The organism is Labrys sp. E2SS-1L (assembly GCF_057073705.1).
Map to the genome: position 1 here is coordinate 821,943 of NZ_CP172712.1, position 22,506 is coordinate 844,448.

Sequence of the window (22,506 nt, forward strand, 5' to 3'; positions counted from 1 at the left end):
ACTTGGCTACGCTCTCTCCTCCCATTTGACTATTTTTGACCTCATCAAATTCCAAACCATAGCTGACGACGGACCCTAAATGCGCGAGATCATCCTCGATACCGAAACCACCGGCCTCGATCCCAATGAAGGGCATCGGCTGGTCGAGATCGGCTGTGTCGAGATGATCGACCGCAATCCCACCGGTGCCACCTGGCACAAATATTTCAATCCCGAGCGCGACATGCCGGTGGAAGCTTTCAACGTGCATGGGCTCTCGGCCGAGTTCCTGTCCGACAAGCCGCTCTTTGCCGAACTTGCCCAGGAATTCGTCGATTTCGTCGGTGACGCCCATCTCGTCATCCACAATGCCGGCTTCGACATGCGATTCCTCAATGCGGAGCTGAAACGGGTCAACCTCGCGGCCCTGGCGATGGACCGGGTCGTCGATACCCTGGCCATGGCACGGCGCAAGCATCCCGGCGCGCGTGCCTCGCTCGACGAACTCTGCCAGCGTTACGGCATCGACAATTCCAAGCGCGTCAAGCATGGCGCCTTGCTCGACGCCGAGATCCTGGCCGAGGTCTATATCGAGCTGACCGGCGGACGCCAGACGGCGCTCAGCCTGGCTTCAGCCTCTGCCGCCATCGTCGCCCGCGCTGGGGGCGGCACGGTCGGGGCCCGCCCCAAGGCGTTGCCGTCGCGCATTCGGCCCGAAGAACTGGCCGCCCACGAAGCCTTCATCGCCGGCCTGGGCGAGAACGCCCTGTGGAAGAAATATGCGCCGTGACGGAGCCGCAGAGATAACGGTCTGACAGCCGGCCTGTCTCATGCCGGGCGCAGGCGCCTGAAAAGACGGCCGTCTATCGCCGTCAAAGCCAGGCCGATCAAGACCATCCCGGCGAAATGCTTCGGATCGAGCCTTTCTCCGAGCACGAACCCTCCGAGCAGGATGGCGCTGATCGGGATGAGAAAGGTCACCAGGGCCAGATTGGTGGCACCTGCCGTGGTCAGGATCCGGAAATAGAGGACATAGGCGAGCGCCGTCGACATGGCGGCCAGGCCGAAGATTGCCGCCCAGACCGGCAAGCTTGGCATGGCCAGCGTCCAGGGCCGGTCGACGAGGATCGCAGCCGGTGCCAGCATCAGGGCGGAAGCCGTGACCTGCCCGGTGGCGGTGACCATCGGCGGCACGCCGAGGATCCGGAAGCGGCGGCCGAAAATGGCGGCAAGCGCATAGGAGATCGCGGCGCCGAGCACGGCAAGCTGCGCAGCAAGCTGTGCGCCGAGGCCGGCGAGGGCTTGCGGGCCGACCATCACGGCCACGCCGGCGAGCCCGATCAGTACCCCGGCAAGGCGATTGCCGGTCATGCGCTCCTCCGCTGTGAGGAAATGGGCGGCGATCACCGTCCATAGCGGCGTCGTGGCATTGAGGATGGCGGTAAGGCCCGAGGCGATCTCCGTCTGGCCCCAGACGATCAGGCAGAAGGGTGTGACGTTGTTGAGCAGGCCCATGCCGAAAAAGGCAGCCCAAAGACGCGGCTCGCGCGGCAGGGATTGGCCGTGGAACGACAGGACCACCAGCAGGATGAGCGCGGCGAGACCGACGCGCAGCAGGACGATGCTGAACGGCGGCAAGGCCCCGATCGCGATGCCGGTGAAGAAGAAGGATCCACCCCAGAGCAGCGAGAGGGCGAGCAGCAGGCCCCATTCGACGAGGCTCATCGGGCGATTGGGAGTGGCCGGTATCGACATCGTATTTGTCCGCAGAGCGAGCTTTCTCGAGATCTGCGGCACTGGCCGGATCGATGCCACCCGCTTCCTGCGGTCTCATGCCGACAGCACCGATGCTGGATCGAACATCGCGACCGTAGGTCTCAGCCGTCAATGGCAAACAGGGCGTAGCCCGAACCTTCGAGGCCACTGCGGCGGACGGCCAGGCGGCGGCCATCGGCGGACCATGCCGCTTCTGTGGCGAGCCTGGGTACGACCGCATCGATCAGGCGCTGGCCGGTCCGGATGTCCCAAACCTGCAGGATGCCGTCTGCCCCGACGGGGCGCAGGATCAGGGACAATCTGCGCCCATCCGGCGACAGCAGCAGCCAGTTGGTCGAGATCTGCTGTCCGGCGATGCCGAGATCGTGGCTGGATCTGCGGCCGTCCGCTTGTATGATTTCGATCGCGCCCTTGTCGGCGCGGACGACCGCGGTGGTGCCGTCGGGCGTGTTCACCGGCATGTCGCCGGAGCCGAATGCCCTGTTCCAATTCACCTGGCCTCGATCGATCTTTTCCCCTGCGATCGTCCATGCACCGGTGAAAAGCCGGAACCGCTGATTGTCCGGGTCGAACTGGCCGAAGCCGGACCGGCTTGCAGGGATGTCGTCCAACGGCTTTTCCCAGCCGGCTTCGCCGCCCGCCAGGGCCATGAGCTTGAGGGTCGCCGCGACCTGTTCCTTGGCGGCAGGGGCAGCTGCCTTGCCCGGCTGCGGTACGGCCATCGCGGCATGGCGGCCGTTCCAGGCGAGCAGGATGGCACCGTTGAGCCGGCCTTCCTCGAAGCCGCCGAGTGGTGTGCGGTTGAGGACCGTGCCCGATTCGGCCGATACTTCAAGCAATATGTAGCGCTGGGGAATAGCGCCGGTGGCGGTGGCCGGCCGGGTTTCGGTCATCGCCAGGGCGAGGCGATCGCTATCGCCTTCGAAGGCCATGGCGGGATTGTTGAGGCTTTTGCCGTCGAACAGAGTCGGAAATTCATGGGCGGCGATGCAGCCGCTGCGGCGGAGCCAGATATCGATGAGGCCGCAGCTGCGCAGTTGCTGGCCGATGGCATAAATGCCGCCGCCAACGAGCATGGCCGCGGCAAGGCATCCGACGATCAGTCGCCGCGTTCCCAAGCCCATTCCTCCTGTGTCCGGTCCTGGCCTTGTCGAGGGGTGCCGGATGATCGATTTCCGATCATAGCGCCGCTTCGGGAATGGCGCTTGTTTCACAAGATACCGGGCGGCGCATCGGGTGTGCGCCGCCGGTCCTGTTCAGGAGAGTTGCGCAGTTCGCGACGATCAGGCCTGGCCGACGGTCGGCTGGCTCTGGGCGAGGCGGTTGCGATAGAGCGCCACGAAGTCGATCGGGTCGATCATCAGGGGCGGAAAGCCGCCATTGCGCGTGCAGTCGGCGATGATCTGGCGCGCAAAGGGGAAGAGCAGGCGCGGGCCTTCGATCATCACCATGGCGTGGATGTTGTCTTCGGGGATGCCGGCAAGACGGATCACCGCGCCATAGAGCAGCTCGAACTTGAACAGGGTGTTGGCGCCTTCGCCGGCGCCGCCTTCGATCGAAAGCTCGACTTCGTAGTCGGGGCCACCGAGCGGTTTGCCATTGACGTTGACGGTGAGCTGGATCTGCGGCGAGTTCTGCAGGTTGCCGAGCGAACGCGGTGCATTGGGGTTCTCGAAGGAGAGATCCTTGATGTATTGCGCCAGCACGTTGAGGGAGGGCTGGACTTCCTGCGCCTCTTCGGGGCCGTTCTGCTGTTCGTTCGCCATTTCGAGTTCCTTAGTGGGTGTGCAGCCCTTGGGCCGAAGGAAAAAGCGCTCCGGAGCGTCTTGTGGTCCGGCAAGGCCGCCGAACCTGGCAACGACGCGTCAGAACAAAGGGCTAGGGCAAGGCGCGTTCCAGCTTGGAGACACCATACTCTAGGAATCACAATCAGCGGCAGTCCGATCATGACAGGCCGCTGAGCCAGCGCGCGGGTACCACGCCAGGGCCGTGGCGACAAGGGGAGCTTGAACTTCCGCTCCTGCGAGCGCTCGCCGCGCCTTGCCAATTTTCAGGCTATGACTGGCGCAGGGCGTCGTCGATCTCGGCCTTGGTCGGGATGGAGGACTGGGCGCCGGGCCGGGTGCAGGCCAGCGAGCCGCTGGCGGCGCCGCGAGCCAGGGCAGCGTCGAAACCGAGGCCCTGGTCGAGGGCAGCAGCATAGGCGCCGGTGAAACTGTCGCCGGCGGCGGTGGTGTCGACCGGCGTCACCTTGAGGGCCGGTGCGGTGTGGCGTGTGCCCTTGCTCCAGCCGACCACGCCTTCGGCGCCCAGCGTCACGATGCCGGCGCAGCCGAAGCGCTCGCTGATCACACGGGCGGCTTCGACAGGATCGGTCGCCTCGATACCGGCAGCTTTGGCCACTACCAGGGCCTCATGCTCGTTGACGACGAGATCGTCGACGAGGCGCAGGACCTCTTCGGGGAGCGGGCCGGCGGGCGCCACGTTGAAGACGACGCGGGCACCGCGCGATTTGGCATGCTTGATGGCGGCGAAATTTTCGGAATCGCGGATCTCGCGCTGCAGCAGCACGATATCGCCCTCAGCGAGGTCGAACGTCTCGAGCTGCGCGGCGCGCGTGGCCTGGTTGGCGCCGGACGCGACGACGATGGCGTTCTCGGCTTTCTCGTCCACCGTGATCAAGGCGACGCAGGTCGGCTTGTCGACCGGCAGCACCGGCGCGACATCGACGCCGGCTTCCCGCATCACCGACAGGGCGAGATCGGCGAAGCCGTCATTGCCGCGCGAGCCGATGATGGCGGTCTTCGAGCCGGCGCGTGCCGCCGACACCGCCTGATTGGCGCCCTTGCCGCCCGGCACCATGAAATAACCTTCGCACAGCACGGTCTCGCCAGGGTGGGGGATATGGCTGACATTGGTGACCAGGTCCACGCCAAGCGAACCGAACACGACGATCATAGGGCGGTTTCCTCGATTGTTTTGGAAAGCATAACGGGAAAGGCGAGGCGCGCAACTCGGCCTCTCCAGAGCAAAGCGCGTTCATGACTGAACGCTTGTTTGCTCAAACTTTTTGGCTCGACCCGTCTTTGCGATTCGAGGTGACTCCGTCAAATCGCAAAAACACTATTGGGACAGGTTCAGGCCGTGCGCTCGCCGTTGAGCGCCCGGATGGCGGCCGCGAGGGCAGCCGCGCGCTCGCCGACTTCGGCGGCGCTGCGCCCGGCAGCATAGAGGTCCGAACCCACGCCGAAGCCGTCGACGCCGACGGCGAGATAGGGCGGAATGGTCTGGGGCGAGACGCCGCCGACCACCAGCACCTTGGTGCTGCGCGGCAGCACGGCGCGCATGGCCTTGACGGCGACGGGCGATGCCATCTCGGCCGGGAACAGCTTCAGGGCGTCGGCGCCCGCGTCCAGCGCGGCGAAGGCCTCGGTCGGCGTGAAGAAGCCGGGAAGGGACAGGAGGCCGCGCGCCTTGCTGGCCCGGATCACCTCGACATCGGTGTTGGGCGAGACGATTACCGTGCCGCCCGCCTCGGCGACGCCGGCGACGTCGTCGACGGTCAGCACGGTGCCGGCGCCGACCAAGGCACGTCCGGCGAGGCCGCGGGCGAGCAGGCCGATGGAGCGAAGAGGATCGGGCGAGTTGAGCGGCACTTCCAGGATGCGGATGCCGGCCGCGACGATCGCCTCGGCGATGGCTTCCACCTCGTCCGGTTTGACCCCACGCAGGATGGCGACCAGCGGCATCTCGGCCAGGGCAGAGGCGAGGGTGAGGCTCATGGTTGTGTCCTTGTTGTCGGTTCGAGGGGCCGGATGTCAGCGAGCCGCGGCGAGGGTGGAAAGACCATCGAGGAAAGCCCGTTCCGGCGCGATGATCTCGATGGCGCTGCCGCGGGCCCTCAACGCCGAAACATAGCGTTTGGCCAGCACGCCGTCCGCGACCAGCGTAACGAGATGGTCGGCGCCGTAGCGCTTGAAGGCGCCCTCGATCTCGGCATTGATCAGCAGGCCAGAGAGATAGGGGCCGACCTTTTCGCCGCTCATCTCACCGGCGAGCACGCGGGTGCGGGCTTGGAACAGGCGGTTCAGCAGGCCGCGTTCGTCGGTGGCCGCTTCCAGCCCGTCGTCGAAGCCGGTGAGATCCTCGGGCTCGGCGGCCAGGCGGGCGAGCAGGCTATGCTGGCGGTAGAGGGCGTAGGTCTCACCCGTCATGAAGGTGGCAAAACCGGTGATGACGCCGTCCTCGACCCTTGCCCATTTGGAATGGGTGCCGGGCAGGCAGACCAGGCCATTGCGGACATCGGTGCCGAAGATCAGGGTTTCCTCGCCACGCATGACGTCGGGGCTGGTTTCATCGTGTACGATCACGCCGGGAACGATCGAAATCCGCTCGTCGATGTGCAGCAGCGCCTCTGCAAGGCTCTTGGGCGAAGCGGGGCAGGGCGCATAGGCGGCTTCAGCCCAGCCATTGCGGGCACCGACCATGCCGGCCATCAGTACCGGCGCATCGGGGCTGGCCTTCATCCAGGCGCCGCAATGGCGCTCCAGCACGGCCGCAAAGCCGCCGGCCGGGACCGTCGACATGCCGTCCTCGGCCGAGACCCGGTCGAGCACCGTGCCGGCGCCATCGAGGCGATAGGCCCGGAAACGGCTGGTGCCCCAGTCCACGGCGATGAGTTCGGATGTCATGCTGGTCCAATCCGGTTGGTGTTGGGTTCGACGCGCCTACATGCGCATCCCTCCGCCGATGCGCAAGCGTCATGGCGAGCATCGAGCCTTTATCGGGGCCGGGGATCGAGGCGCCCGGCCCTCGCCGAGTCCGAGGAAGGGCTCAATACCAACCACCGTCCACGATGATCTGCTGGTTGGTCATGCCCGAGGATTGCTCCGAGGCGAGGAAGAGCACGGCCTTGGCGATATCGTCGGGCACGAGCTTGCGCTTGAGCACCTGGTTGCGCGCGATCGCTTCCTCGCCCGCCTTGTCGACCCACAGCGCGAGCTGGCGTTCCGTCATGATCCAGCCGGGAATGACGCAGTTGACGCGGATATTGTCCTTGCCGAATTCGCGGGCCAGCACGCGGGTCAGGCCGTAGGCGGCCGATTTGGCGGTGGCGTAGGCGCTCAGATCCTCCGAGCCCATCAGCCAGGAGCCGGAACCAAGATTGACGATGGTGCCGCCGCCGGCGGCGATCATGTCGGGGATGGCGGCCTGGGCGGCGAAGAAGGCGTGCTTGAGGTTGACGGCGATCCGGTCGTCGAAATAGTCGGGCGTCACCTCGAAGAATTTATGGCGTTGGTCGTGGGCGGCATTGTTGACCAGCACCGTGACCGGTCCGAGCGTCGCGCTGATGTCGGCGATGGCGTCCTTCAGGGCCTCGATGTCGGTGATATCCGCCTTCTTGAACAGGACGGTGGCACCGCTCTGGTTGAGTTCGTCCGCCAGGGCCTGCGACGGTTTTTCGGCGATGTCGACGAAGCCGACCTTGGCGCCCTGATGGGCGAACAGCCTGACGGTGGCGGCGCCGATGCCCTGCCCGCCGCCGGTGATGACGACGGTGCGGCCTTTCAGATCTGGATAAATGGCGTTCGCCATCCCTGGGACTCCCTGATGCTTCTCGGTCTGAACGTGGATTCGTCCTACATATTGCGCGGTTCGGGTGCGCCGTCCAGCGTGTGTCGAGTGGGATGGCTCGACTTGTCGCCGGAAACCCGCGAGGCGGATGGCGGTCATGCGCCGGGGGCGCTGACAAAGGCGTTTGGAACGGCTAAGTAGGGGCAACATGATTGATCTGCAGCCCCGACCCGCCTTGGGCGGGCGCCGTGCTTTTAAAGGTATCCCATGAACTGGATCGCCAACGTCGTTCCGCCGCGTATCAAGGACTTCTTTTCGCGCCGCGACACGCCCGAGAATCTCTGGATCAAGGATCCGGAGACGGGGCAGATGGTCTTTCACAAGGACCTGGAGCAGAACAACTACGTCATCCCGGCCTCGAACTATCACATGCGCATGACGGCGACGCAGCGCCTCAAGCTGATGTTCGATGACGGCAAATGGGAAGACATCGCGCTTCCCGAGGTCGTGCCGGACCCGCTCAAGTTCAAGGACGAGAAGCGCTATGTCGACCGGCTGAAGGATGCCCGTACCAAGACCGCCATGACGGATGCGGTCAAGCTCGGTGCCGGCACGGTCGATGGCGTGTCGGCGGTGATTGCCGTGCAGGATTTCGACTTCATGGGCGGCTCGCTCGGCATGGCGGCCGGCGAGGCGGTGGTCAAGGGCCTGCTCACGGCGGCCGATCGCGGCGTACCCTTCGTGGTGTTCGCGTGCGGCGGCGGGATGCGCATGCAGGAAGGCATCCTGTCCCTGATGCAGATGGCGCGTACCACGGTGGCGATCCAGCGTTTCCGGGAAACCAGGAAGCCCTATATCGTGGTGCTGACCAACCCGACCACCGGCGGCATCACTGCGTCCTATGCGATGCTTGGCGACGTGCAGCTGGCCGAGCCGGGAGCCCTGATCGGCTTTGCAGGTCCGCGCGTCATCGAGCAGACCATCCGCGAGAAACTGCCCGAGGGCTTCCAGCGCTCCGAATATCTGCAGGAGCACGGCATGGTCGACATGGTCGTTCACCGCAACGAGATGAAGGCCACCGTCGCGCGCATCTGCCGACTGCTGACCAAGACCCCGCCCAAGGAGATCCCGGCGGAAGCCGCCTGATCTTCCAGGGAGGCCAGACCTTTCTTCAGGACGCGATTCCGGTGCACGGGCATCTTGCCCGTTCTTGGAAGCTCGGCGTTTGCAGGATCGGAAGAGCGGGCAAGGTGCCCGTGCACCGGAGCAGGTTGCCGGATTGACTCCCTCGCCCATGACTGTTATTTCTGTTTTTACAGAAATAGGATAAATCATGCGCCTGCTCGACTACCCCGAAGCCAAGACCTTCGTGCTCCATTGGGGCGAGATGGGAACCTATTGGGGAGTCAATCGCTCGGTGGCGCAGGTGCATGCGCTGCTCTATCTGTCCGAGAGGCCCGTCGACGCAGAGACCATCGTCGGGGAACTGGGCCTGGCCCGCTCCAACGTCTCCACCGCCCTCAAGGAATTGCAGGGCTACAACATCGTCCGCCGCGTGCATGTCGAGGGCGACCGGCGTGACCATTTCGTCGCCGAGACCGATCTGTGGGAGATGCTGATGCGCATCGCCATCGAACGCAAGCGCCGCGAAATCGATCCCACCATCCAGCTGCTGGGCGAGTTGTCCGAAAAGCTGCAGCGCGACGGCAACGCGCCGGCCCATATACGCGAGCGCGTGACGCGCCTGCACGACTTCATGTCCACGCTCAGTGGCTGGTACGAACAGGTCCGGGTGCTGCCCAAGCCCACCCTCGTGACCTTGATGAAGCTCGGCGGCAAGGTCGCGCGCTTCATCCCTGGCAGAAGCAGGGAATAGACCGGCGAGACGCGAGGCCGCTCCGAACCTTCTCGCGTCATGTTATTTCTTAATATTCAGAAATAACGGATATAACGATAGGAAACGACATGACTGAGATTGCCTACGCCCTCTACCTCGTCATCGCCATCGGCATCACCATCTGGGTGGCGCACACCCTGTCGCGCAGCGGCCTGGTCTTCCTGACCCAGTGCTTCGGCCAGAACGAGACCCTGGCGCGTTCGACCAACCATTTGCTCATCGTCGGCTTCTACCTCGTCAATATCGGCTTCATCACGCTCGCCCTCAGTCTGGGCGACGAGCCGACCACCATGACCGGGGCGATGCGTTTCCTAAGCGGCAAGGTGGGCCTCGCCGTGCTGGTGCTCGGCGCCATGCATTTCTTCAACATGGGGGCGATCGCCCAGCTCGGCCGCAAGGTGAATGGCTGGGTCGGGGAGGCGCGCGGGCCGGCCATGGCGGTCGCGACCGAAACGACGCCTGCTCCGTAACGGGCAGGCCCCGAGATCCGCATTGCCGTTCGATCTGGAAGGATGGCCGCCATGCTTGCCGCCCTTGCTCTCCTTTGCCTGGTTTGCGCCGCCATCTTCCTGCTGACACGCCATGGTGCCAGGCGACCTCACTTCCCCAGCATCACGCTCGGCGCCGTTGCCGCGGGCCCGGCCTTTCTCCTCGGACTGGCCCTGGCGGCACTTGGCTGGCAGCCGGATCGGCCCGTCCCGCTCCACGTGGATTCGGATCTGCTCCCGGCTTTGATGGGGTTGATGCTAGCCGCCGTCATTGTCGGCACCATCATTGCCTTTCCGCTTGCCATGCTGGGAGCGATGGCACTGTCGGGGCTCGGCCGGGACAATATCGGGTTGCGCCACCCGGCATTCTGGGCGCTGACGGGCGCGCTCGCAGCCGGAGGGCCAGCGGCCTGCATTGGCATGGAAGATTCGGAGTTTCTCACCGCCTTCGCGTTCACCGGTGCGGTCGTCGCCTCCATCAGCCGCTGGCGGGTCGCATGGGATGACGCCTAGGAAAGATCTGCCTCATGACAGGCACTGAAACGTCTCGACGGTATCCGGGTCCGAACTGGGCAAGCATCTGCCTGGCGGGTGTCGCTGCCGGTCCTGTCTTCCTGCTCGGGTTGGCGATAATCGCTGGCATACGCCAGCCCACCGACATTGCGAGGTCAATCAGAGATCTACCCTCTCTGCTCGCCCTCCTGCCGGTGGCCATCGGGTTTGGTATCATCATTGGCTTTCCCCTTGCCGCTCTCGGCGGATCGATCATGTTCTATTTTGGCATGTCCAATAACATCGCGCGATCGCCCGTCGTCTGGGCGCTGGCCGGCGCAGGATCTGCAGGCATTCCAATGCTGATACTGACAGGGGGGATGAATTGGCCCCTTCCGTTTGCCTTCACCGGTGCGGTGGTTGCTTCGATCTGTCGCTGGCGTACTTCCTGGGTGACATGATCGCCGGCGAGAAAGGGTCTGGCCCCCCGCCGGGGGAAAAGGTAAGGCTGACGTTGATTAGTTTCCTCTCCGGTTCGATCCGAACCAGGTCAATTCGAGGCCTTACCTCCCCCATGACGCAGTCCGACGCCTATCTCTCCCGCTTCATGGCGCTGCATCCGAAAAAGATCGACCTCTCGCTCGACCGGATCGAGAGGCTGCTGGCCAAGCTCGGCCATCCCGAGCGGCAGGTGCCGCCGGTGATCCATGTCGCCGGCACCAATGGCAAGGGCTCGACCATCGCCTTCCTGCGCGCGGCGCTGGAAGCCGCCGGCTATGGCGTGCACGTCTATACCTCGCCCCATCTCGTACATTTCCACGAGCGTATCCGGTTGGCCGGGTCCAGGGGCAGCGCTGGCGCCCTGGTGAGCGAAGACATGCTGATCGAGGCCTTTGAGGCCTGCGAGCAGGCCAATGACGGCGCGCCGATCACCTTCTTCGAAATCACGACCGCCGCCGCCTTCAAGCTCTTCGCCGAGAATCCGGCCGACGTCCTCTTGCTGGAGGTGGGGCTCGGCGGACGCATGGACACCACCAACGTCATCGACAAGCCGCTTCTCAGCGTGATCACCTCGATCTCGCATGACCATGCCGATTTCCTCGGCACCGACATCGAGGGCATCGCCCGCGAGAAGGCCGGCATCCTCAAGCGCGGCGCACGCGGCGTGATCTATCCGCAGATCGACGCTGTCAGGGCCGTGATCGAAAGCGTGGCCGCGCGGGTCGGCGCACCACTGGTGATCGGCGGGCAGGATTTCGACGTGCATGAGGAGAATGGCCGCCTGGTCTATCAGGACGAGAGCGGCCTGCTCGATCTGCCTTTGCCGCGCCTTGCCGGGCGACACCAGCACCGCAATGCCGGTCTTGCCATCGCCGCGCTGCGCAGCCAGACCCTGTTCACCGTCGAGGATGGCCATTTCGAGAAGGCGATGCAGGCAGTGGAATGGCCCGCCCGCCTGCAGCGCATCGCCCAGGGTGCCATACCGGCCCTGCTGCCACCGGGCTCCGAGATCTGGCTCGACGGCAGCCACAATGTCGATGGCGGCCGTGTGCTGGCCGAGGCCCTCGCCGAACTGGAGGAGCGCAATCCCCGGCCGCTGGTGCTGGTGACGGGCATGCTGACCACCAAGGATTCCGACGGGTTCCTGCACAATTTCGCCGGTCTCGCCCGTGAGGTGCATACGGTGCCGATCGAGCACAGTGCGGCAGCCCGCGCCCCCGAGGCCGTGGCCGAAGCGGCGCGCCAGGCCGGGCTCGCTGCCCGCGCCCATGGCAGTCTTCAGGCCGCGCTCGAGGCGATCGCCAGCGAAGCCTTTCCGGTGGCACCTCGCGTCGTGCTCACCGGCTCGCTCTATCTCGCCGGCGAGATCCTCGCCTTCAATGGCACGGCGCCGAAATAGGCCCCAGAGGCTGCCTCAGGCTTTTCCTGCATTGGCGAGGATGATCTCGCGCCAGAGGCGCGTCGGAGTCACCCAGGCGTCGGGCGCATTGTATTTGCCCGAATAGATCACGGCGGCGATGCCGGCATCCGGCATCAGCCAGAGGCGCTGGCCGCCATTGCCGAAGCCGGCGATCCAGGGATGCTCGCCGCCGGGCAGGGCTGTCGTCGCGTCTGCGCCGATGAACCACAGCCGGCCATAGGCCAGACCGTCACCGGTCGGTATGGCAGGCTTCAACGAGGCTTCGATCCAGGCCTGCGATATGATTCGATCGCCGTTCCACAGGCCCTTGGCGAGCACCAGCTCGCCGATCCGCAGCAGGTCGGCGGCGCGCAGGCGCAGGCCCGAAGCCGCCGAGGCGACGCCGTCATCGCCGGCGATCCATTCGAACCTGTCGATGCCGAGTGGCTCGAACAGCGTTTCCCGGGCGAATTCGGGCAGGGCCTTGCCGGTTCCGCGCCGGATCAGCTCGCCAATCAGGGCGACGCTGCCGCCCGAATAGATCCAGCGTGTGCCAGGTTCCGCGACGACGGGTCGCTCGAGGACGAAGCGGTAGCGATCCGGCGCCATTTCCATGGCGATCTCGCTGTTCAGCGGATCGGTATAGGGCCGCTCTTCGTCCCATTCGAGCCCGAGCGTCATGGTAAGGGCATGCTCGATCCGTAGCCCCTGCCGGTCGGATGCGGCGATGAGGTCGGGATAGTCCGGAAAATGCGGCAGCAGGGGCGCGTCCGGCGGCGGCACGAGCTTGCGGTCGAGGGCGATGCCATAGAGCAGGCCGACGACGCTCTTGGTGACCGAGCGCAGATCGTGCAGCGTCTGCGGCCCGAAGCCGACCTCGCCGAGCGGCCTGCCCCAGCTCTCGTCCACGCCAGCCTGGTAATGTTCGAGAATGGTGCGTCCGTCCTGGCTGGCGAGGACGACATGCAGGTCACGCAAGAGGCCGGAGGCGATACCGGCGGCAAGCTTGTCCTGCATGGTCAGCCTGCCGCCCATGGCTTTTGCCGGCGCATCCATCGAGGTCATGATGATTGGTTCCCTCTAGCCGAAGTCGCGAATATCAGCCCGGCTCAATCCGGCCTGACGATGCTGCGCAACGGGCTGCCCGCTGCAGCGATGCGCGCAATGCCGTCGGCAAGGCCCTCGACCGTCACGGTCATGGTGTGGCCGGTGGCGTGGATCATCGTCGTTTCGTCGCGGACCATGGCGACGTGGCCCTTCCAGAACAGGAGGTCGCCGCGCCGCAATTGCGCGAGAGGGCCGGCGGGGTCGAGCCGCTCGCCCGGCAGTTCGCCTTCCTGCATGTCGCTGTCGCGCGGGCAGGCCAGGCCGCAGGCATGGCGTGCCATCTGCACCAGGGCCGAACAATCGAGGCCGAGGCTTGATTTGCCACCCCACAGATAGGGCACGCCGAGGAAACGCTCGGCGACCGCGACCGGGTCGTCCTCCTCGGAATCGACAGGCCTGGCATGGGCGGCGAAGACGAAGCCCCAATCCTCGAGGCGAAGGAACTGCCCCTCGCTGGCGACCACGGAAAGGACGGAACCATGGCTCAGTGCCAGCATCACCGGCGCCTTGATCGACGGTACGGGGTAGATGAAGCTGCGCAGCACGCCGATGCTATGGGTGGCGGGGCGCGGGGCCGCCAGCGCATTGGCGGACAGCCAGCCGACATAGCCGTCCCGGTCGGCCTGGCCCCAGGCCCAGCCTTCCATCTCGTCATAGACGGTGAAGCTCTCGCCAAAGAGGAGCTCGGTATCGATGGAGGCGGAGAAATCCGGATCGGGCCGCAGCGGCACCGCCGTCTCGATGACGCGGCGCTCGCTGCCCTCGACATAGCGTGGCGCCGTGACGATGCCGCGTAGCGAGGCTGCGGCGAGATCGGGGCGAGCCGGGGTGATGCGTCGATCATGGGCAGTCAATGCAACAGTCCTTCAAACGGGTCTTGTCTTCAATGGAGCAGCCTGTGCCGTCCCGCAAGATCTTCGCACCCCCAGGGTCGTCAGCGCGGAAGGTCCTTGCCAAGGGCGACCAGGATGTCGCCGAGCTTCTCGACATAGAGCGCACCGTCCACCGTGCGCTGGATGATGACATTGCGCCGGTCGAACTCATCGCGCCGCCGCGCGGTGAGCTTGAGCTTGGCCAGGCTGTCGAGCGCACGGGTGATTACCGGCTTGGTGACATCGAGCTTGGCGGCGAGGCCGCGCACCGTATGAGGCGGGGCTTCCAGATAGACGGTGAGGAGAATGGCGAGCTGCCGGCTCGACAGATCTGGCTGGGCGTCGCGCACCAGCGTCAGCATGACGTCATGCCAGAGCCGCAACGCCTGCGCCGGCCGCATCTCCACCGCCATCGCCCCTCTGTGCCTCCCTGCCGCCGGCATTCGAAGGACCAGGATAGGGGGTAATCACGCAGATTGGGTTAATTGCATGCCCTGAAATGCCGAAAACAAGGGCCAAAAGTTCACTCGATAGAAAACAGTAGAACCTGGGACATTTTAGTAGAAGAGATTTCTTTGGAACCAGCGAAGGAGGCAGAAAGATATGGAAATGGTTTCAAGTTGGTCATAGTTCTCTTGCAACATAGAGGGATGATTCTATTTGGGTGAGATTGAAAGGCTTCCGGAGTATGACGGGAACGCATGAAGAGCCGGAACTCAAATTATGCCAGGGCTTTTGGCATCGACACGATATTCGTGAGCAAGACCCTGCGATAGTCGCTGTCGATCAGGCGATATGCACTTCCTTTCGGTTGGCGGATAAATGGGGTTTTTTCGATCGCTCTGGTAAACTCATGCCTGAGGCGACGGACTATTTTGGTCCGAGCAATACCTATATGTTTCAGGTGCCGGAGTTATCTTGCGAGGTTGCGGACGTTCCGGATCACGGTAAAGCGGGATTGATTTTCGGTGGCCGGGTCAATCTTCATTTTGGGCATTTTTTGCTTGAGACGCTGCCGAGGCTTTGGTCGATCGCGCGCGCTGGCCTCGGCGGCCGCAAGGTCCTCTATCAATCCGGCTTCGCCCTCTCGGATTGGTATAATCGGCCCTTTGTAAAACCCTGCTTCGAAGCCCTGGGAATCCGCGAAAGCGACATCGTCCAATGCACCGGACCCGAGATCGTTCGCGATGTTCTGGTGCCACTACCCTGTGTCCAGCAAAACTCCTGGATCCATCGGGACGCGGCAAGGAGTCTTTTCAAGAAGATCGGCACCGAACTCCTTACCGGGGATGATGCCTCCATCAATGAGGTGCCTGTCTATCTGTCCAAGACACGATATAAACAGAAGGGCACGGGTATTATCAATGAAATCGATCTGGAAGAGAATTTAGCAAAGCTCGGGGTGGAAATAATATATCCGGAAACACTAAGTCTCGTGGATCAAATCAGGATATTCAAGAATCGAAAGACAATTGTAGGTGCTCTCGGATCTGCCTTTCATACAGCGGCTTTTGCGCAACCTGCTGGACGCCAAATCATACTTGCGCATAACTATCACGTGAATTCAAACTACAGATTGTTCGACATTGCAGGTGGGAATGATCCAGAATATTATTATAGTAATAATATTATCGAAATCGGCAAGACACCTGAAATCAGTTATACGTTGAGATGTGAAAACCCACAAGCAGTTGCAAGGGCACTATACGATCTGATCTGATCGTAAGTAGCTTATTGGATCGAAAGGCCAGCGATATCATGCGGTCGTTTGATTTGTTTTAGAGAATTTACTCTATTCTTCGGCTATATACAGAGCTACGCCTATTTATGGGCGCAGCTTTGCTATATAATATTACAGTTGCGATTTTGCTTTGAGCTGTATTCGTCGCGCACAAGCCTGGTGTGCTCACCGCCGGAGCGCCAGCGATGATGCATGAAGGTTCGATACCCTTCCACCGTCACCAGGGGTTCGATGGATATGCCGATCGGACCCCATGTCGGGAAGAAAGCAAAATCGCCATCGGTGATATTGCGGCGGATCAGCGGTCCACGAGTCCAGATGCCGGGAAATGTCGCATCAAAATCGCTAGCATCGAGATCGGTTAGTTCGAGATGGGCCCAATCATTCGGTCGCACGCCCTTGGTGCCGTCGCTTGCCGGCAGACGCCGCCAAGCGGTTTGCGGCAAGCTCTCGGCAATGTCCTCGGCTGTCCCGGCAACGGCCTGCGGCTTTGCCCATGAGCGGAAGGGACGGTCGGCATTCCCCCAGCACATAATCTCTTGCGGCCCGTTTGAGCGCCATTTCGATATCACCGCCACCGTAGACACCGTCGGTCGCCACCCGGGAAAATGGCGCATTCGACGCGATGGCGCGTTCAATCATAGCGAGCGGCAAGGCCGGCTTGATGGTAAAGCCGGTATTGGGCTGTGGCCATCCGGTTCCGATCATCCGCCCGGGTCTTCGGCAAATGGAGCGCCCGATCGATGAAGGCGTGGCCGTGGCACGAGACATAGGATGCAAAGACGCCGATCTGGTTATTGGCAGCCTTGTCCGCCGATCCGGTGTATTGACGCGCCACCTCACGCGACGCCTTACCCTGTTTGAGGAAGCCAGTCTCATCAAGGACCGGCACCACATGACTGCGGCCCAAAATGGCCCGCTGACGCCACGGACCGCATCCAGCGAGTCTTGCGCCGCTCATCTCCGAGCAATAGGCTTTGAGCCGGCCGGACTGTTAGCGTAACGGAGGCCTGCGTCCGAGGTAAGGGCAGATCCGAGGCGTAACTTGCGCTTGCCAGCATAAAATAGGTGTGTCCTTTGGTATGCGGTAACTACAACCTCGAGTTATGAAGCTAAGTTTTACGATTATAAACTGCCTCAAGCAAGCGAAAGAGCTCAAATTGTAATTTTACAATAAGTCCAAGAAAAATAAATTCGCTCTCCTTTCCGAAGTGGGTATAAATAATGCCATGAGATATCTTACGCTTTCTGCCGCGAAGAATATAGGATTCGATCCTAATGTTGTGAAGTCCTTGCCGAAATCCTCCGGTGTGGCTCAGGAGAGAGAACACGTGTGGAATTGCGAATCGGATTGGGGGCGGGGCTGGAGCTTTCCTGACATTAAGTCTTTGCCTCCCAATGAAGAAGCGAAGCGCCGCTTACATTTTTTTGAGTTTAACTCAAAAGAATCCCTTAAAAATTTCACCGGCTTCGATTTGCCTATCAGCTATAGCATTTTAACTTGCTACGTCGTCTGTAGCATTAAAGAGTTTAACGTTGATAACAATGGTTTGAATTATATTTTCTATTTCGGAGGGGGTGGTTCAAATTTTGGGTTGAAACCCTCTTTCATAAATTGCTCAAAAAGAATTACACTTTTTTATGAAGGTACTACGTTAAATTTACCTATCTCGGAAGAGCTTAAAAAAGGTGAATTCGATGTCATTCTGATATCTTGGGACGGACTTACAGCTAATTTTAAGATGGGGAATTTTCCTATCGTTTCCGTGAAGCTTCCAAAGCTTAATTACCGCGGGATTGTTTTAGGCAAGGCTTGGCAGCACGTATCTAGTCCGCCCGGATTCGAGGGGAGGATTGTAGAGTTTGGTTTGATGAGCAAAGCCTATTCTGGAATCGAGATGGAGGAAATTTACAACCAAACTCGCAGCGAAATTCTGGGATGAAAATGCCGTGCATGCCAAAGCAGGTTGGAGATAGTGGAGTTGAACCATAAGAGCGTCTTGAGATCGTGCACCGGGTTTTGGATTGACAACGACGTTAGGGAAGGTTCACCGAAACTTGCCTTGGTAAAAAGGGCGACATTCACAAAGCCCGTTATAAACGGTCGTTGGGGAGCCTTTTATCCGGATGGTTCACTTCTTACCGAAGCAACCTTTTACACGGGTAAAGAGAATAGCGTAAGATTTCAGATTCCGGAACTTGGTGTTTCGGCCGAAGACGTGCTATATAATAATCGGTCTGATTATATATATGGTGGAAATGTTTCACTTCACTATGGGCATTATATATTAGATACAATTTCTAGACTATGGTACGTAAGCAAGTATGGCCTTGATGGTCGCAAAATGGTCTTTCAGTCGGGCTTTCCTGACGGTGTGAATCGTTGGTATAAGAACCCCGTCGTTACGAGTACCATGTGGGCCTTGGGCATTAAAGATAGTGATATATTTCAGCCCGAGTATCCCGAAGCGCTAAGGGATGTCTTGATCCCTGAGCCTTGTATGCAGGAAAAATCGTTTATCTATATCGATGCAGCTTCTCACTTGTATCATTATATTGGAGATAAAATCTGTGGTAATTATAGCAACGAAATGTCAGAAAGGCCTGTATACATATCAAAATCAAAATTAAAGACCAAGGGAACCGGTCTTGCAAATGAGAAAGATTTGGAACTTGCCCTCCAAAGTTTGGGTTTCGATATATTTTATCCTGAGCTTGAAAGTTTTTCCGATCAAATCAGGCTGTTCCGCGAACGAAAATATATTGTCGGTTTCCTCGGCTCTGCTTTTCACACGGCTGCTTTCTCCCATTGCAAGGGGCGTATAATTATTATTGGTCACGGGGAAAAGAATAATCCCAACTATCAGTTGTTCGATCTAGCGGGAAATAACAGTCCAGAATATTATCATTCTCCCGAAATCGTTCAAATTGGTCGATACGAGGACGAGCATCACACTCTGGGCTATGCATTTAGGAGCGAGAATCCAAAAGCGTTGGCCGACGATGTTTTGAGAGTGATCAACAGCGATCCGAGAACCGTGATATAGGCGCTTAGCCGGTACTGTTCAGGGTTTGAGTTCCAGGGCATGAACTGGTCGGTCTGAAATTCGCCCGCTTCGACGCGGCGTTGCGGGCCGGCGGCTTCTTGGCAATGCGCGGGCAGATCGTCGACGCCATCATCATGGCCGAGCCCAAGCAGCGCAACACGAAGGATGAGAAGCAGGCAATCAAGGAGGGGCGCGTCGCTGATGCCTGGAAGGGTAAACCGGCGAAGATCGCGCAAAAGGACCGCGATGCACGAAGTACACTAAGGCCAAGCTACAAGAGGAGGGCACGAAGCCGGTCGATCTGGCGATCCCGGCCTTTGGCTATAAGAAGCATGTCTCCATCGAGCGCGAGCACGGTCTGATCCGCAAATGGACGGTAACTGACGCCGCGCTCACGACGGAGCGCACCTGACCGACGTGCTCGACGCGACAAACACGGCGAGTGGCGTTTGGGCTGACACAGCCTACCGCTCGGCTAGGAACGAGGCGATGCTGAACGAGCGCCACCTTGTCTCGCGCATTCACCGCAAGAAGCCGAAAGGCAAGCCCATGCCCGAGCGCACCCGCCGAGCCAATGCGATGAAGTCCAAGGTCCGCGCCGCCGTCGAGCATGTGTTCACTCATGAGAAGGGGCCTATGGCGCTCGTCGTGAGAACCATCGGTTTGGTGCGGGCGAAGGTGAAGATCGGCTTGACCAACCTTGCCAACAACATGCTGTTGATACCGGAGTGAAACTCCCCAAATCCGCCGTTTGAAAATTCCCCAGTTGTGGTGCCTCGGTCTTCCCGGGGCTTGCCCCGGGAAGACCGACGGCGACGTTTCGCCGATGCTTCTTTCGATGGTCGAAAGGGGCAGCTCGGTGGTCGGACTTGGGGAGATTGTGATGATCCTTAATTTGCACCGGCAGGGTTTGTCGGTGTCGGCGATTGCCCGGCAGAGCGGCATCGATCGCAAAACGGTGCGCAAATATATCGAGCGCGGCTTGGAGGCGCCTGTCTACGGTCCGCGCAAACCACGCCCAGCTCTGCTGGATGCCTTCACAAGCTATCTGCGCGAGCGGGTGAGGACTTTCCCTGCTCTTACCGGCAGCCGCCTGTATCGAGAGTTGAAGGAACTCGGCTACAAGGGCGGCTATACAGCCGTCACCGACTTCCTACGCGACATCCGCCCGCCGGCCGAGCGCGGCTTCGAGGTCCGGTTCGAGACCGGCCCCGGCGAACAGGGCCAGGTCGACTTCGCTCAGTTCCAGGTCGTCTTCACCGACGAGCCGACGACGCCGCGTATCGTCTGGCTGTTCTCGATGGTGTTGGGCTTCAGCCGGCTGATCTGGGCTCGCTTCGTTGTCCATCAGGATCTTGCAACGGTACTGCGCTGTCACATGGCCGCATTCCAGGCGCTGGGCGGGGCACCGAGAGAATTGCTTTACGATCGCATGAAGACCGTGGTCACAGGCGAAGGTGATACTGGCGGCATCATCTACAATCGCTCCTTGATCGATCTGGCCCGACACTACGGCTTCCATCCAAGAGCCTGCCAGGCGTACCGGGCAAAAACGAAAGGCAAGGTCGAACGGCCCTTTCGCTATATCCGCGAGGACTTCTTCCTGGCGCGCTCGTTCCGCAATCTCGACGATCTGAACGAGCAACTCCGTCGCTGGCTCGACACGGTGGCCAATCCACGTGTTCATGCCACCACCAGGCGGGTCGTGAACGAGGCCTTCGCCGAGGAGCGCGCCCATCTGCGCCAATTGCCGTTGGCACCGTTCCGTTCCGTGCTGCAATTGGAAAGGCGGATCTCGCGCGAGGGCATGATCAGCGTCGGCGGCAACTTCTACAGCGTGCCTGACGCGACGCGCCGGCGGACCGTCGAGGTGCATGCCCTGGCTGATGAGATCCGCATCTTCGAGGACGGTTCGCTGATCGCCAGCCATCCTGTTCTGGAAGGACGTCATCAACGCCGCGTTGCGCCCGGGCATCGCAAGGCCATGACGACGCAGCGGCGATGGAGTGAGGCAGGCTCGCCCCCGGTGATCCGAGCAGGAGATGTCGTCGCTCAGCGCTCGCTCGACTTTTATGACGCCATTGCCCAACGCCTTGCACAGAAGAACCGGCCATGAGTGCATCGTTGGATCTGACACCCAACACGATCGATCGCATCCGCCACGACCTCGTGGGTCTGAAGATGCCCCGTGCCCTTGAGGCGCTCGATCAGATTGTCCGCCGCCTTGAGCACGGAGAGATCAGCGCCCTCGAGGCGATCGACACCCTCTTGTCCGAAGAGCTAACCTTGCGCGAGAACAGCCGGATCAAGACCGCTTTGCGCATGGGGCGCCTGGCAACCATCAAAACTCTGGCCGGCTTCGACTTCTCCTTCCAGCCCTCTCTGGATCGGGACCGTGTCCTCACCTTGGCGCAACTGGGCTTCATTACCCGATGTGAAGTCATTCACCTGCTCGGGCCGCCTGGTACCGGTAAAAGCCATCTGGCGATCGCCCTGGGCGTTGAGGCGGTCAAGGCTGGACGGAGTGTTTACTTTTGTACCCTGGCAGACCTGATCGCCACGCTCGCGCGAGCTGAAAGAGAGGGCCGGCTTCAAGAACGGATCCGCTTCTATTGTCGTCCCGCGCTCCTTGTCGTCGACGAAATCGGTTATCTGCCCGTCGTGCAAGGTGGCGGAAATCTCTTCTTCCAACTCGTCAATGCACGCTACGAGCGCGGCGCCATGATCCTGACCTCCAATAGAGGTTTTGCCGAATGGGGCGAGGTCTTCGGCGATCCTGTCGTTGCCACGGCGCTGCTCGACCGCCTGCTGCACCACGCCGTCGTTATCCAGATCGAGGGCTCAAGCTATCGGCTGCGCGAGCACGCCGAGCTCATGCCAGAGCACGTCAGATCCAAAGCCATCATCGCGCCGCCGAGTCTGCAACCAACACCGAGGCCCCGCGGCCGACCGCCCAAAAATGGCCACATATCCGCGATGCCCTGATCGGCAAAACTGGGGAATTTTACTTCGGCGCTTTTGCGGAACTTACGGGCGGCATTGACACATGCGGCGGAGCGTCTGGCTGCACGCCAGAGCCGCCACCGCATGACCACAAAGGTACTGGGAACTCCGACAAGCGCCAAGCCTCATGCCCCACCACAAGACAAAGCCCTCCAGACCGCGTACCCGATCTCTCTCATCCCGTTTCGGCGATAAAAATCGGATTTATGGTGGTATCTAGACACTCCATGCGCTCGTCCGACAGAGTATGCATGGTCTGAAGGATCAGGACCTTGAACATCAATACCGTGTCAAACGGCGGCCGACCGCCCTTCGAGTGGTCCGCATGCGATACGGCTACCTCTAGAGCAACCCGGAACATCTCGAAATCGATGACCGTATTCAGGCGCTAGATCGTCGTCTTTGGCCGAAAGCTCGGCCAGACGCTCCTCAAAGTCGAAAAACCCGGGAATGCCTGCGCTCATGATCCCTCCAGCTGCCATCCCGCATGGAATCACACCAAACTCAAAAAACACGAGGGTTTTTAGAGGTGCCCAGTTTCTCGAACCGTCCAGTGGCGTGCCGTAATCCGCAACGGCTTGCCGAAGGAATGATGAGGCTAGCCATGGAAAATTCCACGCAATGATGGCA

General features: G+C 61.2%; 22 protein-coding genes and 3 pseudogenes. 13 read left to right on the forward strand and 12 right to left on the reverse strand.

Features of this window, described 5'->3' with window-relative positions; genetic code table 11:
• The first annotated feature begins 79 nt into the window (after positions 1-79).
• A complete protein-coding gene (gene dnaQ, locus ACIGJE_RS03760; RefSeq protein ID WP_415081881.1) occupies positions 80-769 on the forward strand; it encodes a DNA polymerase III subunit epsilon in 690 nt (229 codons plus the stop codon).
• Positions 770-807: 38 nt separating this feature from the next.
• On the opposite strand, the gene ACIGJE_RS03765 is transcribed toward dnaQ, so the two are convergent.
• The 7 genes from ACIGJE_RS03765 to ACIGJE_RS03795 all read right to left on the reverse strand — a co-directional run bounded on the left by ACIGJE_RS03765 (position 808) and on the right by ACIGJE_RS03795 (position 7,350).
• The gene (locus tag ACIGJE_RS03765; RefSeq protein WP_415081879.1) at positions 808-1,734 is read right to left on the reverse strand and encodes a DMT family transporter; all 927 of its coding nucleotides are present in this window, start codon (positions 1,732-1,734) and stop codon (positions 808-810) included.
• Between the two features lie 122 nt (positions 1,735-1,856).
• A complete protein-coding gene (locus ACIGJE_RS03770; protein ID WP_415081877.1) occupies positions 1,857-2,873 on the reverse strand; it encodes a WD40 repeat domain-containing protein in 1,017 nt (338 codons plus the stop codon).
• A gap of 165 nt (positions 2,874-3,038) precedes the next feature.
• Positions 3,039-3,521 carry a protein-export chaperone SecB gene (gene secB, locus ACIGJE_RS03775; RefSeq protein WP_068283502.1) on the reverse strand — a complete coding sequence of 161 codons (483 nt, stop codon included), beginning with the start codon at positions 3,519-3,521 and terminating at the stop codon, positions 3,039-3,041.
• 289 nt (positions 3,522-3,810) lie between these two features.
• Positions 3,811-4,713, reverse strand: coding sequence for a ribokinase (locus ACIGJE_RS03780; RefSeq protein WP_311934078.1), 903 nt, complete (start codon positions 4,711-4,713; stop codon positions 3,811-3,813).
• 179 nt (positions 4,714-4,892) lie between these two features.
• Positions 4,893-5,537: a 2-dehydro-3-deoxy-6-phosphogalactonate aldolase gene (locus tag ACIGJE_RS03785; RefSeq protein ID WP_415081874.1), complete on the reverse strand. Its 645-nt coding sequence runs from the start codon at positions 5,535-5,537 to the stop codon at positions 4,893-4,895.
• Between the two features lie 36 nt (positions 5,538-5,573).
• A complete protein-coding gene (locus tag ACIGJE_RS03790; RefSeq protein ID WP_415081872.1) occupies positions 5,574-6,446 on the reverse strand; it encodes a 2-dehydro-3-deoxygalactonokinase in 873 nt (290 codons plus the stop codon).
• A gap of 142 nt (positions 6,447-6,588) precedes the next feature.
• Positions 6,589-7,350 (reverse strand): SDR family NAD(P)-dependent oxidoreductase, encoded by a 762-nt coding sequence (locus ACIGJE_RS03795; protein ID WP_311934081.1) that lies wholly within the window; start codon positions 7,348-7,350, stop codon positions 6,589-6,591.
• A 246-nt stretch (positions 7,351-7,596) separates the two neighbouring features.
• Between ACIGJE_RS03795 and accD the strand changes: the two genes are divergently transcribed.
• From accD to ACIGJE_RS03825, 6 genes are all read left to right on the forward strand, one after another.
• The gene (gene accD / locus ACIGJE_RS03800) at positions 7,597-8,475 is read left to right on the forward strand and encodes an acetyl-CoA carboxylase, carboxyltransferase subunit beta (RefSeq protein ID WP_068283517.1); all 879 of its coding nucleotides are present in this window, start codon (positions 7,597-7,599) and stop codon (positions 8,473-8,475) included.
• 187 nt (positions 8,476-8,662) lie between these two features.
• Entirely contained in the window at positions 8,663-9,205 is a 543-nt protein-coding gene (locus tag ACIGJE_RS03805) for a GbsR/MarR family transcriptional regulator (RefSeq protein WP_311934082.1), read from the forward strand.
• A gap of 89 nt (positions 9,206-9,294) precedes the next feature.
• The gene (locus ACIGJE_RS03810; protein WP_311934083.1) at positions 9,295-9,696 is read left to right on the forward strand and encodes a hypothetical protein; all 402 of its coding nucleotides are present in this window, start codon (positions 9,295-9,297) and stop codon (positions 9,694-9,696) included.
• Between the two features lie 51 nt (positions 9,697-9,747).
• Complete coding sequence (locus ACIGJE_RS03815) at positions 9,748-10,227, forward strand: hypothetical protein (protein ID WP_415081868.1); 480 nt, start codon at positions 9,748-9,750, stop codon at positions 10,225-10,227.
• Between the two features lie 14 nt (positions 10,228-10,241).
• A complete protein-coding gene (locus ACIGJE_RS03820; RefSeq protein ID WP_311934085.1) occupies positions 10,242-10,667 on the forward strand; it encodes a hypothetical protein in 426 nt (141 codons plus the stop codon).
• Positions 10,668-10,780: 113 nt separating this feature from the next.
• On the forward strand, positions 10,781-12,106 hold the full coding sequence (locus ACIGJE_RS03825) for a bifunctional folylpolyglutamate synthase/dihydrofolate synthase (protein WP_415081866.1): 1,326 nt from the start codon (positions 10,781-10,783) through the stop codon (positions 12,104-12,106).
• A gap of 15 nt (positions 12,107-12,121) precedes the next feature.
• On the opposite strand, the gene ACIGJE_RS03830 is transcribed toward ACIGJE_RS03825, so the two are convergent.
• The 3 genes from ACIGJE_RS03830 to ACIGJE_RS03840 all read right to left on the reverse strand — a co-directional run bounded on the left by ACIGJE_RS03830 (position 12,122) and on the right by ACIGJE_RS03840 (position 14,498).
• Positions 12,122-13,171, reverse strand: coding sequence for a serine hydrolase domain-containing protein (locus tag ACIGJE_RS03830; protein ID WP_415081864.1), 1,050 nt, complete (start codon positions 13,169-13,171; stop codon positions 12,122-12,124).
• A 44-nt stretch (positions 13,172-13,215) separates the two neighbouring features.
• The gene (locus ACIGJE_RS03835) at positions 13,216-14,067 is read right to left on the reverse strand and encodes a C40 family peptidase (RefSeq protein ID WP_415081861.1); all 852 of its coding nucleotides are present in this window, start codon (positions 14,065-14,067) and stop codon (positions 13,216-13,218) included.
• A gap of 80 nt (positions 14,068-14,147) precedes the next feature.
• Entirely contained in the window at positions 14,148-14,498 is a 351-nt protein-coding gene (locus ACIGJE_RS03840; RefSeq protein WP_311934089.1) for a MarR family transcriptional regulator, read from the reverse strand.
• Positions 14,499-14,773: 275 nt separating this feature from the next.
• On the opposite strand from ACIGJE_RS03840, the gene ACIGJE_RS03845 reads away from it, so the two are divergent.
• Positions 14,774-15,805, forward strand: coding sequence for a glycosyltransferase family 61 protein (locus tag ACIGJE_RS03845; RefSeq protein ID WP_415081859.1), 1,032 nt, complete (start codon positions 14,774-14,776; stop codon positions 15,803-15,805).
• Between the two features lie 221 nt (positions 15,806-16,026).
• On the opposite strand, the pseudogene ACIGJE_RS03850 reads toward ACIGJE_RS03845, so the two are convergent.
• Positions 16,027-16,797, reverse strand: a pseudogene (locus ACIGJE_RS03850) (transposase); the annotation flags it as partial.
• 258 nt (positions 16,798-17,055) lie between these two features.
• Here ACIGJE_RS03850 and ACIGJE_RS03855 point away from each other — a divergent pair.
• From ACIGJE_RS03855 to istB, 5 genes and pseudogenes are all read left to right on the forward strand, one after another.
• Complete coding sequence (locus ACIGJE_RS03855; protein ID WP_415081857.1) at positions 17,056-17,769, forward strand: hypothetical protein; 714 nt, start codon at positions 17,056-17,058, stop codon at positions 17,767-17,769.
• Between the two features lie 39 nt (positions 17,770-17,808).
• Positions 17,809-18,873 carry a glycosyltransferase family 61 protein gene (locus ACIGJE_RS03860; RefSeq protein ID WP_415081855.1) on the forward strand — a complete coding sequence of 355 codons (1,065 nt, stop codon included), beginning with the start codon at positions 17,809-17,811 and terminating at the stop codon, positions 18,871-18,873.
• Positions 18,874-18,941: 68 nt separating this feature from the next.
• Positions 18,942-19,605: pseudogene (locus ACIGJE_RS03865) on the forward strand (transposase); the annotation flags it as partial.
• Positions 19,606-19,732: 127 nt separating this feature from the next.
• Entirely contained in the window at positions 19,733-20,989 is a 1,257-nt protein-coding gene (gene istA / locus ACIGJE_RS03870; protein ID WP_483680198.1) for an IS21 family transposase, read from the forward strand.
• Positions 20,986-21,858 (forward strand): IS21-like element helper ATPase IstB, encoded by an 873-nt coding sequence (istB, locus tag ACIGJE_RS03875; RefSeq protein WP_483679355.1) that lies wholly within the window; start codon positions 20,986-20,988, stop codon positions 21,856-21,858. The genes istA and istB overlap by 4 nt, the downstream gene beginning before the upstream one ends.
• 235 nt (positions 21,859-22,093) lie before the next feature.
• Here the strand turns inward: istB and ACIGJE_RS03880 are convergent.
• Positions 22,094-22,340: pseudogene (locus ACIGJE_RS03880) on the reverse strand (transposase); the annotation flags it as partial.
• Between the last annotated feature and the right edge of the window lie 166 nt (positions 22,341-22,506).

Excerpts from the sequence above, each read along its gene's own strand:
- dnaQ (WP_415081881.1), top strand. The coding sequence starts at position 80 with ATGCGCGAGATCATCCTCGATACCGAAACCACCGGCCTCGATCCCAAT.
- ACIGJE_RS03765 (WP_415081879.1), bottom strand. The coding sequence starts at position 1,734 with ATGTCGATACCGGCCACTCCCAATCGCCCGATGAGCCTCGTCGAATGG.
- secB (WP_068283502.1), bottom strand. The coding sequence starts at position 3,521 with ATGGCGAACGAACAGCAGAACGGCCCCGAAGAGGCGCAGGAAGTCCAG.
- ACIGJE_RS03780 (WP_311934078.1), bottom strand. The coding sequence starts at position 4,713 with ATGATCGTCGTGTTCGGTTCGCTTGGCGTGGACCTGGTCACCAATGTC.
- ACIGJE_RS03785 (WP_415081874.1), bottom strand. The coding sequence starts at position 5,537 with ATGAGCCTCACCCTCGCCTCTGCCCTGGCCGAGATGCCGCTGGTCGCC.
- ACIGJE_RS03790 (WP_415081872.1), bottom strand. The coding sequence starts at position 6,446 with ATGACATCCGAACTCATCGCCGTGGACTGGGGCACCAGCCGTTTCCGG.
- ACIGJE_RS03795 (WP_311934081.1), bottom strand. The coding sequence starts at position 7,350 with ATGGCGAACGCCATTTATCCAGATCTGAAAGGCCGCACCGTCGTCATC.
- accD (WP_068283517.1), top strand. The coding sequence starts at position 7,597 with ATGAACTGGATCGCCAACGTCGTTCCGCCGCGTATCAAGGACTTCTTT.
- ACIGJE_RS03805 (WP_311934082.1), top strand. The coding sequence starts at position 8,663 with ATGCGCCTGCTCGACTACCCCGAAGCCAAGACCTTCGTGCTCCATTGG.
- ACIGJE_RS03810 (WP_311934083.1), top strand. The coding sequence starts at position 9,295 with ATGACTGAGATTGCCTACGCCCTCTACCTCGTCATCGCCATCGGCATC.
- ACIGJE_RS03815 (WP_415081868.1), top strand. The coding sequence starts at position 9,748 with ATGCTTGCCGCCCTTGCTCTCCTTTGCCTGGTTTGCGCCGCCATCTTC.
- ACIGJE_RS03820 (WP_311934085.1), top strand. The coding sequence starts at position 10,242 with ATGACAGGCACTGAAACGTCTCGACGGTATCCGGGTCCGAACTGGGCA.
- ACIGJE_RS03825 (WP_415081866.1), top strand. The coding sequence starts at position 10,781 with ATGACGCAGTCCGACGCCTATCTCTCCCGCTTCATGGCGCTGCATCCG.
- ACIGJE_RS03830 (WP_415081864.1), bottom strand. The coding sequence starts at position 13,171 with ATGACCTCGATGGATGCGCCGGCAAAAGCCATGGGCGGCAGGCTGACC.
- ACIGJE_RS03840 (WP_311934089.1), bottom strand. The coding sequence starts at position 14,498 with ATGGCGGTGGAGATGCGGCCGGCGCAGGCGTTGCGGCTCTGGCATGAC.
- ACIGJE_RS03845 (WP_415081859.1), top strand. The coding sequence starts at position 14,774 with ATGACGGGAACGCATGAAGAGCCGGAACTCAAATTATGCCAGGGCTTT.
- ACIGJE_RS03855 (WP_415081857.1), top strand. The coding sequence starts at position 17,056 with ATGAGATATCTTACGCTTTCTGCCGCGAAGAATATAGGATTCGATCCT.
- istB (WP_483679355.1), top strand. The coding sequence starts at position 20,986 with ATGAGTGCATCGTTGGATCTGACACCCAACACGATCGATCGCATCCGC.